This is a genomic window from Enhygromyxa salina (assembly GCF_002994615.1).
GTDB lineage: Bacteria > Myxococcota_A > Polyangia > Nannocystales > Nannocystaceae > Plesiocystis > Plesiocystis salina_A.
Genome location: NZ_PVNK01000149.1, coordinates 58,924 through 73,256, shown reverse-complemented (window position 1 = coordinate 73,256; position 14,333 = coordinate 58,924). Strand labels below are relative to the sequence as shown.

The following is a 14,333-nucleotide window of genomic DNA, read 5'->3' as shown; positions in this document are numbered from 1 at the left end:
GGTGACGCCGACCTCCCAGCCCGGCACGCGATCGCTTCGGGGGCCGAGCGCGGCGAGCTTGCGGTGCCGCGAAGCAGCGCCGGGGCGAGGATCCTGGGGGACAAGGCTCCTGGCTCGGATGAGCGTCATGACCTACGGTCGGGGGGATGCCTGAGCGCCGCCGCCGGTCTTGGACCTCGTTCCTACCTGTCCTCGTCCTGGCGATCGCGCTCGTTGGCGCGTGCTCGACGGCCCGAGTCACGGTTCACACCGAGCCCCGGACGCTCGACGCCGAGGCCCTCGCCGAGCGCGTGCGTCTCGGCCACCTCGGCGCGTTCGGAGAGCGAAGCGAGGGCCAGGCCCGCGCGCGCGAGGCGGCCCGGCTCGCGGCCAAGCTCGGCAACGCCGACGAGGCCGCCGCCTTCGCCCGCGAGCAGCTCGACCTCGCCCGCGGGCGCCTGCTGATCGTCCGGATCGAGGGCGACTCCGAGGCCACCTACGCCGCGGCGCTCGACGAGCTCGACGAGGCCGCCCGCTTCGCGGTCGAGATCGGGGACGAGCTCCTCGACGGACAGCTCGTGGTCGAGGCCGCGCAATTCATGGCCACGCCCAAGCGCGCGCGCAAGGCCATCGCCCGCGCGCTGAAGCTGACCCAGGAGGCCGACCTGAGCTGGGGCTACGCCAAGCTGTGGGACGCCTTCGAGGGCAACCCGAGCATGCTCGTCGCCCTCCAGCGCCTGCGCTGGCGCAGCTACCGTGGCCCCGGCCTCCCCGCTGGCAGCCCCCGCCTGGCGCCCGAGTCCCTCGCCGCGGCGGGGCCCGAGGCCGTCGATCTGCTCTGGACCGAGGCCAACCGCGCGGCCACCGAGCGCCGCGACGCCGACTACGAGCGCTGGCTCGGCGCGGTCCTTCGGGCCGACCGCTGGGATCCAGACGCGCTCGCGGCCCGGGTCGTGCTCGACGCCCTCGCCCGCGCGGAGATCAGCGAGGACGAGGCCCTGCTCCCCGACCTCGCCACCAACGGCGCCGCCCCCCTCGGCAGCCAGGCGCGGATGCTGCTGCGCCATCGTGAGACCCCGAGCAGCCGCGCCCTCGCCCTGTTTCGGGCCAAGCAGATGGTCGCGGGCGGGACCTTTGGCGACGCGGGCGAGCTGCTCGCCGAGCTCGAGCTCGACGACGCCACCGACGCCGAGAAGGACCTGCGCGACACGCTGACGGCGATGGTCGCGCTCGAGTCCGGGACCGAGGCGGGCCGGGCCGACTTCCAACGCTGGCGCCGCAAGGCCCGGGCCCAGCGCTCGACCTCGATCTCGAACTGGGTCAGCAACTTCGAGCAGGAGCAAGCCCCGGCCGAGCACGTCGCGCTCGCCCGGGCGGCCGACCGAAAGCTCGTGACCCAGGCCCAAGGCCGGACCGCGCCTCGGCTCGCGCTCCCGGTCCTCGGCTCCGCGGCGATCGACGCCGACTCCCCCAAGCGCGTGCGTGACCGCGCCCTCGCGGCGGTCGCCGGGCGCGAGCCCGAGCTCGGCAACAAGCTCGCGGTTTGCCGCGAGCGCAAGCTGTTCGACGAGGACTGCCGCCACGTCCTCGACGAGCTGGCCAAGCTCGACGTCGCCAGCGAGGAGTACAGCGCGGGCCTCGACGCCCTCGGCGGCTCGGCCAACGTCCGCGCGTCGTGGTTCTCGCCGATCCCGTGGCTCGAGGGCGAGCAGCTGCCTGCGGTCCGCGAGCGCCTCTCGGTCTACGCCGGTACGCGCGTGGCCGCGACGACCGACTTTCAGGCCGCGGCGCTGTTCAGCGAGCTCGCGGCCAACCGGCCCGACCTCGCGCGCGCGCGCCTCGAGCAAAACGGACAGATCCTCCGGCCCGAGACCCGCACGATCGCGAGCATGGCCCTGCGCGATCTCGAAGACGGCCTCGTCGAGCCCCGCGAGCTGTCCAACCTCCTGCTCGAGGTCCCCAGCGCCGACGTCGACGCGACGTGGTTTCTCGAGCGCAGGCTGCCCGGCGATCCGGCCATGGTCGGCGAGCTGTTCCCCGGCCGCTCGCGCCTGGCCCTGTTCGCCCGGGGCCTCGCGCTCGCGCGGATGGGTGCGTGGGACGCCGCGACCGCGGAGCTGCTGCTCGCGGTCGAGGAGCTCGACGGCGTGGCCAAGGGCATGGTCGCCGGCCGCCTCGCGCTCGCCGCCCAGCTCGCCGACCACACCATCCTCCGCGACCGCGCGCTGGCGATCGCCGACGCCGAAGATCCCCGGGGCTTCATGGCCCCCTACGTGCGCGCGCGCGTGGCCGAGGCCGCCCACGACCACGCCACCGCCCACCCCCTCTACCTCGAGGCCCTGGCCCGGCGCCCGCGCGCGCTGCCGGCCTTCGAGGGCGCGCTGCGGACCCTCGAGCTGCGCAAGCGCGAGGTCGGCCGGGTCCGCGACGCCCTGCTCTTGTTCCCCGACAGCGCCGTGCACTGGCACGCGAGCGAGCTGCTCGACGCCGCCGCGCGCGAGGAGATCGACGGCCCGCTGCTGACCAAGCTGTGGCTCGCGCGCGAGGACGGGGCCGCGCTGCTCGGCATCGGCGAGCCCGCGACCAAGGTCCGACCGCTGGCCGAGCTCGGGCTCCAGCGCCTGCTCGAGCAGCTCGAGGCCGCGCCGATGCCCGCCGACTCGTTCCCGATCGCGGCCAAGGTCCTGGCCTGGCTCGGCGCCGCGCCGCCCGAGCTGCGGGTCGAGTACCGCGACGTCGAGCTGTGGCTGACCTACCTGATCGGACGCGACAGCGAGCTGGTCGCGCTGGCTTCGGCGACCCCGCGCTACCAGGGCTTTCGTCAGCCCCCGGCGGGGTCGCACGCGACCTTGCTCTTGGCCGGCGCTCGCAAGCGCCACGCGATCGACGACTTGCTGAGCTGGACGATCGTCCGCGAGGAGCTGTGGAACGCCGACGATCCGGTCACGCGCAGCGTCATCAGCGATCTCTACGCGCCGATCGAAGATCCCGACCTCGCCCAGTACGCGTGCCTGCGCATGTTCCAGCGCGACGAGTTCGAGATCGCGGCCGAGCGCTGCGTGCCGCTGTGGAACGAGCTCGGCGGCACCCGCTTCCTCGCCGTCGACCTCGCCTACCTCGCGCTCAACGACCCCGAGCGCGCGCGCGCCAACGGCCTCGACCTCGGCGAGTTCTTCGCGACCGCGGCGACGATCGACGGCCTGCGCGAAGATCCGGTCTGGCTGCTCAACGCGTCGCTGTGGCTGTCGAAGCAAGACGAGGACGAGCGCGGCGCCAAGCTCCGGGTCGATCAGCTCGCGCTCGACGCGATCGCGACCGAGCCCGACGACATCGAGCTCGGTCAGGGCCGCTACCGCGGGGCGCTCTTGCGTCAGCAGATCATCAGCCAGTTCGCGCCCGCGGACCGCCGCCGCTTCGCCTACGCGGCCGGCTCGGCCGTGCGCAGCCTCGACCTCGAGGCCGCCGATCTCTACGCCCAGCGCCTGCTCGCGTGGCTGCCGAGCGCCGAGGACGACGAGGCCCCGGAGTTCACCGCCCGCTCGCCGCAGATGCTGGCCGCGACCCGGCAAGAGGGCGACACCAGCGACGCCGAGCTGCGCTCGACCGCGCACTACGGGCTGTCGATCACCGCGCTGATCCGCGCCGACCTCGAGGCCGGCCGCATCACCCGCGCGGCGATGCTCGAGCTCCTCGACGCCTACGCCGAAGACCGCGGCCTCGCGGCCTACGAGCGCGTGGCCACCGACCACCCCGAGTGCCACGTGGTCAAGCTGATGCTGCTGTCGGAGTACGGCGACGCCCGGATGCGCGAGCAGGCCCTGGCCCTGGCCCGCGAGCTCGTCGAGCTCCACCCCGACAACCCGCTGGTGCTCGCCGACGCCCTCCCGCTGCTGACCGGCCCCGACGATCTCGACGCCGCCCGCCAGCTGCTCGCCGCCGCGCGCCTCGAATTCCCCGCGCACCCGTGGCTCAGCGACGAGGCCCTGCCCGCGGTCCTGACCGGCGCCGAAGACCAGCTGCCCGCGTGGCTGCGCACGCCCGAGGCCTTCGACGTCCAGATCGCGACGATCGACGACGCCGATCTCGACGCCCTCGCGCCCACGCGCCACGCCGACATCCAGACCTCGGCCGAGGCCTTCTTCGCGGCCGCGGCCGAGCGAAACCCCGACGGGCTCGGGATCCACGAGCCGATCCCCGGGCTCGCGCCCGACCCCGAGGACCCCGAGGCCGAGACCCACAGCCGCGTGCAGTTCGTCGTCCGCGAGCCCCGAGCCTCGCGCTGCGAGGGCCTCGGCTGCGCCGAGCCGCTGATCGCCGAGTGGACCGCGCGCAACTACGCGCTGCTGTGGACCCGCGAGCTCGAGCTGCCCGCCGGGCCCGCGATCGAGTTCCTCGTCGCGGACGGCGAGTCGGTCATCCACAACGTCCTGATCCCGACCGGGGGCAACCTGTTCATGCTCATCTCCGGCTCGACGCCCGACGACCTCGGCGCCTTCTTGGCCCAGATCGTGCTGCTGCGGGAGAGCTTCCGGCCCCTCGACTGGTCGCAGTCGGCCGCCGCCGCCGAGTCGATGCGCAGCTCCGGGCGCCCGCTGCCCGACGACCGCGCCCGCTTCGAGGCCCGCCGCCTCCTGTCGCGGATGACGGCGAGCGAGGTCGACAGCTGCGTGCTCGACAAAGATCGAGACCTGGCCGCGCTGGCCCCCGAGCCCCGCGCCGAGCTGCTCCTCGACCTGTTCCTGGTCACCCGCGAGCCCTGGCAGCGCCGCGCGCTGCTGACCTGCACCGCGCCCGAGCAGCCCGAGGCCGCTCGCCTCGCGCTCTTGACTCTGCTCGACCCCGACGCTGCCGTCCACGCCTTCGGCCGGGCCGCGACGCAGATCCACCATGAGCGCGTCATGACCGACACCCGCCGCGTGCTCTACCAAGAGCGCGAGCCCGCGATCTCGGATCCGGCCCTGACGACCAGCGGCGCGCAGCCGGCCTTCGGGCTGCTGCAGGTCATCGCGGCGCTGCCCGACGAGCACAGCCGGGCCTTGACCCGCGAGCTGCTCGGGCTCCGCGACCCCCGGCTCCGCGCCCTGGCCCTGGCCGCGAGCGCGACCATGGACTACTTCGACGGCCAGGCGAGCCCAGGCATGCCCCGGACCGAGGTCGAGCGCCTCCGCGAGGTCGTGATCGACGGCGCGAGCAAGGACGCCGTGCTCGCGGTCCGCAGCCTGATGGACATCCCCGGCGCCGCCAACCTCGCGGCGATCCGCGAGCGGACCGACAAGCTGATCGAGGCCGGCATCGAAGACGACAACGCCCGCGGGCTCGCGATCGACCTGGCCTGGGCGCTCGCGCGCGAGCTCGACGCCAAGGATCGCAAGCGCCTCGCCAAGCTCGTCGAGGCCGTGAAGCTCGACCCCGACGACGACCGGCCCAAGCGAGCCAAGCGCACGCGCGAGGGCCTCGAGTCCATGGCCGAAGACCACGCCGCCGGCCGCAAGCTGCTGACCCGGCGCGAGCCCGCGACCAACGCCGAGCGGGCCACGATCTGGGTCCGCGAGCACCGGCCGCGGCCGGCCCCGCGCAGCGTCGAGCAGCTCGGCGCGACGCCCCTCGCCGAGCTGACCCCGGGCCACGAGTGGACCTACGTGCGGGTCGGCAACGCGGGCCTGTTTGCGACCAGCCTCGAGGGCCTCCTGCGCCGCCTGGCCCCGGCCAACGCCGCCGACGCCTACCTGGTCCGCACGCTGATCTACGACATGCTGCTGCAGGGCTCGTTCTCGCTCCTGAGCGAGGCCGGCGGGCTCGACCTCAGCGAGCCGATCGAGTGTGTCTCACCCAAGGGCAGCGAGAGCTTCGCGTGCTCGGCCACGGTCCGCGATCGCAACGCCGTGCTCAGCACCCTCGCCGCCCGCGAGCTCGGCGACGACGCCGGGGTCGCCGTGCCCCTGAGCCTCGCGACCGAGTTCGCGGGCCTGCCCCTGACCCTCGGCTCGCTCCCGGTCGCGCTCCACTCGCTGATCGAGGCCCCCGAGGACGAGCTCGAGCCCGACGGCTCGCCGCAGATCACCGCCGAGCGCCTGCGCCTGGTCCGGACCATCGCCGGCCACGAGCTCGAGTACTACGCGACCATCGAGCTCCACGAGAACCGGGTGATCGTCGACTCCGAGCACTACATGTTCATCGGTGACCGCCTCCTGGTGTTCTCGGGCTCGGATCTCGCCGAGCAGCTGCTGCGCGAGCCCCCGAGCGGCGCGAAGGCCCTCGCCGCCGACCCCCGCTTCGCCGCGGCCGTGACGGGCTGGCGCGACGGCGTCGCGCTGCAGGCCGTGGACTTCACCGAGGAGTTCGGGCTCCCGCAGCTGGCCCTCGAGGTCGTGCTCGACAACGAGGGCATCGAGTTCTCGGCCCGCGCGAGCGGCGAGCGCACAAAAATCGGCGAGTTTGGCGGGCTCCGCCGGCTGCTGCCCGATCAGCACGTCGCCGCGGTCGCGGTCGCGCTCGAGCCCGACACCTTGCGCGAGTACTTCGAGGACGCGGAGCTCGAGCGCTGCGCCGGCCACGGCAACGGCGCCCCGCCACCCGCGCCCGCCCCCGACCAAGGCCTCCGAGGACCTGAGGGCCCGAGCGAAGCGAAGGTGTCGGGGCGCAACCCCGAGTCCGGAGACGATAAACAGACCTGCGGCCTCTCGGCCGACGACAAGCTCCCGCCGGTCGAGCTGGCCGAGGCCGCGCGCGCCGTCCTGCTCGGCTGGTACCCCGAGGTCGGCAGCGCCCTGTGGCAAGACTGGGTCCTGGTCATGCCCCTCGACGCGAACCTGCGCAAGGCCATGAAGGCCATGAAGGTCAGCACGCCCGCCGCGGGCGAGCTGCGCGAGCACGCCGGGCTGTTTTGGGTTGTGAGCGACGGCGCGCTGATCGTGGCCTCGACCCAAGCCCTGGCCGAAGACGCTCAGGACAGCCCGATCAAGCGCGCCGGGTTCGACGATCCCGCGGCCTTCGCCGCGTCCAGCCTCGACGGACAGCGCGCCGCCGCCGTCGTGCGTGAGATGGCCGAGCGCTACACGGGCGATCGGCGCGGTGACTACCTGCGCCTGATCGCGACCATGGTCGGGCTCGTCGATCGCGTCGAGCTCCGCGGCGAGTGGACCCCAGCCGATCCCAACAGCGACGAAGGGGTCTTGAGCGCGAGCGTGGCGCTCAACCTGGCCGAGTCGGACGAGGAGCTCGCGCTCATCGACCGCTGGCTCGCGAGCCCCGAGGTCGGCAACGCCAGCAAGCTCCCGCGGCGCCTCGGCCAGGCCGAGACCGACAGCGGCCTCAGCTACCGGATCCGGGTCGACGAGGCCGAGCAATTCGCCCGCACGGCGGTGCCCGACGACAACGCCCGGATCAGCGTCGAGCTCGTCGGACCCGACGAGCTACGCATGACCGTGCTGCCCTCACGCGCGGTAGCGAGCGCCACAACCCAGGTCCTGACCGCGGACGAGCGCGATCGCATGCTCGCCTCCGACAACATGATTCGGGCCAAGGATCAGAAAATTCGTGACGTCGCCAACGCCCTGCGTGTCTCGGGCGACGACGCGGCAACAGTTGCGGCCATCGTGACCTGGGTCCACAACCAGGTCCACTACGAGATCACGCCGACGAGCCTCGACGCCGTGACGATCCTCGAGCGCGGCGAGGGCGACTGCACGGAGTACGCGCTGCTGACCGTGACGCTCCTGCGCGCCGCCGGCATTCCCGCGCGCCTCCAAGAGGGCATGGCCGCCAGCGGCGAAGAGATGGTCGCCCACGCCTGGGTCGCGTGGCACGACGGTACCCGCTGGCGCGAGGTGGATCCCACGGCTGGGACCGCGAGCGTCGGCTCAGGCCACCTCGAGCTCGAGGTCGTCGACGTCCTGGCGATGATCTCCCTGGGTAAATTCGAGATCCTCGCGATTGATCCTGTCGGTCGCTGACCGACCGCCGGGCCCTCGGTCGCTGACTAGGCTCGTTTCGCCGGCCACAGGTGGCTACGTCGTTGTGCGGATTGCACGGGCGCGACCGAGCCCCTAGAGTCCCGCCCGCACGCGATCCGAGCCTGGCCGTACCTCGCCGGTCGGCTCTCGTCCCACTCCAGATCCAGCCGAGCTCCCGATGGAAAACCTACCTGTCCCCGAAGCCCTCCAGCCTTACATGCCCCTGATCGTCGGCTCCGTGACCGCGATCGTCATCTTCATCGTCGGCGTCATCGTCGCCCGTTGGGCCCGCGATCTCGTCGCGCGCGCGCTAAACAAGCGTCAGCTCGACAAATCGTTGGTCGGATTTCTGGCCTCGCTGACTCGGTGGCTGGTGCTCGCCGCCGCCGTGATCGCGGCGCTCGAGCGCGTGGGCCTCCAGACCACGAGCTTGGTCGCGCTGCTCGGCTCGGCCGGTATCGCGATCGGCCTCGCGCTCCAGGGCAACCTCGCCCACTTTGCGAGCGGCGTGATGATCTTGCTGTTTCGGCCGTTCACGGTCGGCCACTACATCGAAGCCGCGGGCAAAGAGGGCCACGTCAAGGTCGTCGGCCTGTTCACGACCACGCTCCTGACCCTCGACAACGAGACGGTCATCATCCCCAACGGGGCCGCGACCGGCGGCGTGATGATCAACTACACGGTCAGCGGCAGCCGCCGGGCCCACATCGAGGTCGGCGTCGCCTACGGCAGCGACATCCCCGAGGTCATCGCGGTCCTGAAAAAGGCGACCGCGCGCTGCGATCTCGCGCTCGAGGACCCCGCGCCGGTCATCGCCTTCGTCGGGCTTGGCGCGAGCTCCCTCGACTTCGTCGTCCTCGCCCACTGCGACCCCGCCAGGTACGCCGACATGCTTCACCAGGTCCGCACGGCCGTCTACGAGGAGCTCGCCGCCGCTGACATCGAGATCCCCTTCAACCAGATCGTCGTCCACCAAGCCGCCTGATCAACCAAGGCCACTCGCCCATGCCAAGCTACACACCCACGCTCGCCAGCCTCGCGTTCGCTGCCGCGCTCGCAGTCCCCAGCCTCGCCGCAGCGGCCCCGCCCGAGGACCCCGCGGTCCCGGAGGGCACCGCCTCTCAAGACAACGCGAGCTCGGGCTCGACCGAGCTCGCCTCCGGCGACAAGTTCTCGACCGCGACCGACATCGCGACCGAGGACGCCTCCGCCGAGGGCGAGGTCGACCCCCACGCCAACGACGCGACCGAGTTCGACATCGCGCTCGGCGGCATCTTCAACACCGGCAACTCGACCTCGCTGGCCTTCACCGGGCTGTCGAACTTCCGCCTGCGCCGGACCATCCACCAATTCGGGGCCTCGCTCGCCGGCAACTACGGCGCGAGCGGCTCCGACACCCCGCCGCCCAAGTACGACACCGACACGGGCAACGTCCAGGGCCTCGTCCGCTACGACGTGTTCTTCGCCAAGCGCTGGACCGCCTTCGTCCAGGCGACCGGGCGTCACGACACCTTCCAGGGTCTGGACTTTCGCATGAACGTCGACCCCGGCTTCGCCTTCTACGCGCTCAACAAGACCGACCACAGGCTGTGGTTCGAGGCTGGCTACGACTTTCAGTACGATCTGCGCACCGACGCAGCGCTGCCCGTAGTCGACGAGAACGGCGACCCGGTCCTCGACATGAACGGCGAACAAGAGCGCCTCGACAAGTTCCAGCTCAACCACGCCGTGCGCCTGTTTGCCGGGTACTCGAACAAGCTGTCCGAGCGCGTCGGCTTTGACACCGGGCTCGAGTACCTCCAGAGCGTGATCGACCCCCAGCGCCTGCGCCTCAACTACCTCGCAAGCCTCAACACCCAGCTGGTCGAGCGCCTGTCCTTCGCCGTGACCTTCACCTTGCGTTACGAGAACCAGCCGCTGCCCAACGTCGTCAAGCTCGACACGATCACCTCGTTCCAGCTCGCCTACCGCTTCTTTTAGGAGCTCGCTCGAGAGCTCACTCGCTCGCCCGGGCGCGCCAGCACAGTGCTGGCGCGCCCGCGCGCGTCTTCGGGCTCGGCGTCGAGCCGCTCGGCGGCTTCCTCGGCGTGTTCCTCGTCGCGTTCACTGCCGCGACCAGCTGCTCGGCGGTCAGCGGGCGGACGGCGTGCGGCCTGCGCTCGCCCGAGGCGGGCGAGCGAGGATCTCCAACAGCCCCGCCTGGTTCTCGACGTGAACCCAGTGGCCGGCGTCGGGGACGATCGCCAGCTCGATACGCCCGGCCGCCGCGAGGAGCTCGGCGCGGGCGCGCTGCGAGGCAGGCACGGCGTCCGAGCGGGCGCCGAGGACCAGGCCGACGCCCACGCCCGCGTCGGACTCGGCCTCGAGCGCGGGCCACAGATCGACGGCCCCAAAGTCGCGCAGCAGCGCCGTCACGCGGTCGAGCTCCAGGCCGAAGCGCCAGCCGCCCTTGTCGCTGCCCTTGGCTCCGGCCTCCACGACGTTGGTCGCGAGCCACAGGGCGACGCGCCGCGAGATGCCGGCCGCGACGACCGCGTCGATGAAGTGGTCGCGGCTGTCGAAGCGCGGCGGCAGCTCGGCGAGGACCGCGAACACTTCATCGGTCACGCGCTCGCGGCCCTGCTCGAGCGGCCCCGGCGGCGCGTCGATGACCCACAGCTCGTCGACCTCGCGCCCGACCCCGCGCAGCTGCGCAGCCGCCGAGATCGCGACCTTGCCGCCGAAGCTGTGCCCGAGCAGACCCGCGACCCGGCCGCCGTGCTCGGCGACGACCGCCTCCGCGAGCGGGATCAGATCGGCACCCGCCGCCGCGACGGTGCGCTCCCCTTCCAGCCCCAGCGACTCGCCGTGATCACGCAGATCGACGAGCACGGCTCCCCAGCGCTCGTCGGTGTCACGCTGCCGCAGCCACTTGCGCGCGAAGCTACGCCAGTTGGCACGGCGACCGAGGATCCCGTGCAAGAACACCATCCAGCGCGCAGCCGCGCGGTCCGAAGTCAACAGCTCGTGAGCGAGGATCATGGTCCGGTCAGGGGCATCATGACACAAAAACCGTGCAATTCCCTGCACACCCGCCGTCGATGGCGTATGAAGGAAGGAGGGCATGACCGAAGAACACGCCATCAACCCCATTGCGTTCGCGGTCCCGCTGTTCTTGACCGCGATCCTCCTCGAGGCCGCGATCGCCAAACGCCAGGGCAAACAGGGCTACTACTACTTCGGCACGGCGCTGGCCGACGTCGCCAGCGGGACCGTGTTTCAGGCCCTCGAGGTGTTCTTCAAGTTCGTCCCGCTCCTGGCCTACGCCTGGGTCCTCGAGCGCTACGCGCTGATCGACTGGGGCGAGAGCAGCTGGGCCGTGTTCTTGGTCGGGCTGATCGCGGTCGACTTCGCCTACTACTGGTGGCACCGCTACAGCCACGTGATCAACGTGCTGTGGGCCGTCCACGGGGTCCACCACCAAAGCGAGGACTACAACCTCGCGGTCGCGCTCCGCCAGCCGATCCTCGAGCCGGTCACGTGGTTCTTCTTTTATGTCCCGCTCGCGCTGCTCGGCATCCCGGTCGAGGTCTTCCTCCTCGCCTACGCCCTCGATCTGCTCTACCAGTTCTTCATCCACACCGAGCTGGTCCGCAAGCTGCCGGCCCCGATCGAGTGGGTGTTCAACACGCCCTCGCACCACCGGGTCCATCACGGCGTCCAGGATCAGTACCTCGACAAGAACTACGGCGGCATCCTGATCGGCTGGGATCGCCTGTTTGGAACCTTCGAGGCCGAGGGCGAGCGCGTCGTCTACGGGACCACGGTCCCGGTTCACAGTTACAACCCGGTGTGGACCAACCTCGACTACTTCCGCCACATGGGCCGGCTCGCGGCCAAGGCCACCCGCGCGCGCGACAAGCTGTGGGTGTGGTTCGCCCACCCGGCGTGGCTGCCCGCGGGCGTCGAGCGTGACCCCAACGAGGTCAAGCGCCTCAAATCCGCCAAGTACCGGCCCGCGATCCCGCGCGAGCTCGCCTGGTACCTCAGCGGCCACTACCTGCTCGTCGGCGCGCTGATGCTGGTCTACCTCATGTTCGAGGCCTGGTACGACTGGGGCCAGCTCGCGGCCGGGGCCGGCGCGATCGTGCTCAGCAGCACCGTGTTCCTCGGCCTGATCGAGGGCAAGCGCTGGGCCGACTGGCTCGAGCTCGTGCGCGGGCCGCTGGTCGCGGGCGCGGTCGTGTACCTCGCCAGCGTGTGGCTGGAGGGCTGGCTGCTCGTCGGCATCGGGCTCGGGACCCTGGCCATGATGTGGGGCAGCTGGAACATCTGGCGGGCCAAGACCCGCGCGTCGACCCGAGGACGTTAAAACGGACCCGCACCGCGTGCCCGAGCTTTCATCTGGGGTTCATCTGGGGTTCGTGGCGGGGACCTCGAACTCGTTGATGAGGCTCTGTCGTCGCCCTGGGGGCCCCGCTGTGCTCTCGGCGGTGGGAGACCCCGCGTCGAACCGCTGGGCGCCACCTCGGCCCGGGCTGCTAGCAGCCCGGGGTGCAATGCCTCGCGCCACCTCGCTTGGCCTTTTCGCCGAGGGCTTTGTCGCCAAAACTTGCAGTACGCCCAGTACAGCGGCGTTTTGGCTTCGCGCCCTCGGCAAAAATTCCGGCGCGAGGCGACACGATGCATTGCACCCCGGGCTGCTAGCGCTCTTTGGCGATCGGCAGCGGGCCGGCGTTGATGCTGATCGCCGGGTGCTCACCGGTCTTCGGCCGGTCGTCGGCTGAGTCCTCGCTGTCGATGCTGACCTCGACCAGCTCTTCGCCGCTCTCGTCGCCGTCGAGGGTGACCGCGCGCGGCGGCATCCCGTCGCGCAGATCCTCGAAGTGCTGGCGGAAGCGGGCCGAGTCCCACAGCGAGTGAACGGCGAAGCCGAGGGCGAAGACCTTGTCCTCTTCGCTGGCCTCGCGGCGCCCGAGGATCTCGGCGATCTGCTGGCGCAGCAGCAGGCGCTCGTCCTCGTTGGCCCCGAGCTGGCCGCTGTCGAGGAGCTCGACGGTTCGCAGGCGCAGGGCCGCGAGCGGGACGCCGGTCAACAGCTCGCGCACGACCTTGGCCCGCTGGACCGGCAGCGACGCGCCCCAGGTCCGGCTCTTGACCACGCCCGCGCCCGTGTCCGTGATGCTCGCGGCGTTGAAGCTCGGCACGCTCGCTGGCGCCTGCTCGACGCTCGGGAGCTTCTCGGCGACCGCCTTGAGGAAGGCCTCGCCCATGAAGTCGAGCAGGATGAAGCCGAGGGCGTAGGACTTCTCGTGATCGGGGATCTTGCGATCGACGACCTCGCGGATCTGATTGGCGAGATCCTTCTGATCCTGAAGCGAGAGGTTCTGGCGGCTCCCGGTGATCATCGTGCTCGCGTGGATGCGCGAGCCGTCGAAGTCCTTGCCGTCCATGACCTCGACGACGATCGAGACCCGCTGGAGCGCGCGGCGACGATCGATCTGGGCGTCGATGATCCCGAGGAGCTGATCGACGACGTAGCCGGGGCCGATCGAGACCTGCTCGTCGCCGAGCCGGGCGGTGAACACCCGCGCGCGCAAGACCAGAGCCGCGGACAGGCCCGACCCGACCGAGAGGCCGAGGCGACTCGTGGTCGTCTCGGTGCTGGTCAGCTCGCTGTCGAGCAAGATCGCGTGGGCGCCGAGGGCCATCAGCCCGTTGAGCAGGAGGTAGACCCAGGCGAACTGGCTGGTCGCGATGACCTTGATCGGCTCGTCGCGATAGCGCGAGAGCAACTCGACCAGGGCGGTGCCCATCCCAATCGCGAACGCGAGGACCCAGTCCATCTCAGTGATCTTCGTCGGTCTCCGACGCGGAGACCCCAAATGTATCAGCCCGGCGCACGGCGCGACCCTCGGCGAACAAGGGGGTCGGCGACAGCCGGGTACAGGTAACTACAGTGGAGAATTGATTAGCGGTAATGGATGCAGCAGTGGCGAGTCAGGCGACGCGCTGACCACCGCGGGTCAAGCTGGCGACGACGTAGCCTTCGGAGGTCTCGAGCTCGACGAGACCCTCGCGCGCGAGACCCTCGAGGGCCTGGCGGATACGCGAGGGCGGGTGGCTGACGCGCATCCGCAACTCGAAGTCCGTCGCGGCGCCGCCGACGTCCGCCAAGTAACGTAGCACCGCGCGCTGTACGTGGTCGAGCCGCACGTCACGCTCCTCTACGATCTGCCAAAACAGACTCTTGTCCGTCGGCCGGTCTGCGCCCTTGGCCACATCGCCACTCTAGCCGGGGCGTGGGGAGCGTCAAGCACGAAGTTTGGGAAGTCTCCCGATGTGGCGTTTGGCCCCACTGCCTTCTCGGGCACGGCGGCCGCGGACCAGAAAAAAATCCCCGCGATTGCGACACCTCCAGCG

General features: G+C 71.2%; 7 protein-coding genes. 4 read left to right on the top strand and 3 right to left on the bottom strand.

The annotated features are described in order from the left end of the window. Positions 1-146 precede the first annotated feature (146 nt). From ENSA5_RS16185 to ENSA5_RS16175, 3 genes are all read left to right on the top strand, one after another. Entirely contained in the window at positions 147-7,931 is a 7,785-nt protein-coding gene (locus ENSA5_RS16185; RefSeq protein WP_106392561.1) for a transglutaminase-like domain-containing protein, read from the top strand. A 178-nt stretch (positions 7,932-8,109) separates the two neighbouring features. Further along, positions 8,110-8,916 carry a mechanosensitive ion channel family protein gene (locus ENSA5_RS16180; protein WP_106392560.1) on the top strand — a complete coding sequence of 269 codons (807 nt, stop codon included), beginning with the start codon at positions 8,110-8,112 and terminating at the stop codon, positions 8,914-8,916. A 20-nt stretch (positions 8,917-8,936) separates the two neighbouring features. Beyond that, a complete protein-coding gene (locus ENSA5_RS16175) occupies positions 8,937-9,911 on the top strand; it encodes a DUF481 domain-containing protein (RefSeq protein ID WP_106392559.1) in 975 nt (324 codons plus the stop codon). Between the two features lie 150 nt (positions 9,912-10,061). Here ENSA5_RS16175 and ENSA5_RS16170 read toward each other — a convergent pair whose 3' ends face one another. Further along, positions 10,062-10,952 (bottom strand): alpha/beta hydrolase, encoded by an 891-nt coding sequence (locus tag ENSA5_RS16170; RefSeq protein WP_181197813.1) that lies wholly within the window; start codon positions 10,950-10,952, stop codon positions 10,062-10,064. Between the two features lie 82 nt (positions 10,953-11,034). On the opposite strand from ENSA5_RS16170, the gene ENSA5_RS16165 reads away from it, so the two are divergent. Next, positions 11,035-12,282: a sterol desaturase family protein gene (locus ENSA5_RS16165; RefSeq protein ID WP_106392557.1), complete on the top strand. Its 1,248-nt coding sequence runs from the start codon at positions 11,035-11,037 to the stop codon at positions 12,280-12,282. Positions 12,283-12,613: 331 nt separating this feature from the next. Here ENSA5_RS16165 and ENSA5_RS16160 read toward each other — a convergent pair whose 3' ends face one another. Together ENSA5_RS16160 and ENSA5_RS16155 are read right to left on the bottom strand one after the other, a co-directional pair. Next, positions 12,614-13,756 carry a hypothetical protein gene (locus ENSA5_RS16160; protein ID WP_106392556.1) on the bottom strand — a complete coding sequence of 381 codons (1,143 nt, stop codon included), beginning with the start codon at positions 13,754-13,756 and terminating at the stop codon, positions 12,614-12,616. A 154-nt stretch (positions 13,757-13,910) separates the two neighbouring features. Next, positions 13,911-14,192 (bottom strand): hypothetical protein, encoded by a 282-nt coding sequence (locus tag ENSA5_RS16155; protein WP_106392555.1) that lies wholly within the window; start codon positions 14,190-14,192, stop codon positions 13,911-13,913. Positions 14,193-14,333: the final 141 nt, after the last annotated feature.

What these genes read in the sequence shown, in the direction of transcription:
- ENSA5_RS16185 (WP_106392561.1), top strand. Translation starts at nt 147, where the DNA reads ATGCCTGAGCGCCGCCGCCGGTCTTGGACCTCGTTCCTACCTGTCCTC.
- ENSA5_RS16180 (WP_106392560.1), top strand. Translation starts at nt 8,110, where the DNA reads ATGGAAAACCTACCTGTCCCCGAAGCCCTCCAGCCTTACATGCCCCTG.
- ENSA5_RS16175 (WP_106392559.1), top strand. Translation starts at nt 8,937, where the DNA reads ATGCCAAGCTACACACCCACGCTCGCCAGCCTCGCGTTCGCTGCCGCG.
- ENSA5_RS16160 (WP_106392556.1), bottom strand. Translation starts at nt 13,756, where the DNA reads ATGGACTGGGTCCTCGCGTTCGCGATTGGGATGGGCACCGCCCTGGTC.
- ENSA5_RS16165 (WP_106392557.1), top strand. Translation starts at nt 11,035, where the DNA reads ATGACCGAAGAACACGCCATCAACCCCATTGCGTTCGCGGTCCCGCTG.
- ENSA5_RS16170 (WP_181197813.1), bottom strand. Translation starts at nt 10,952, where the DNA reads ATGATCCTCGCTCACGAGCTGTTGACTTCGGACCGCGCGGCTGCGCGC.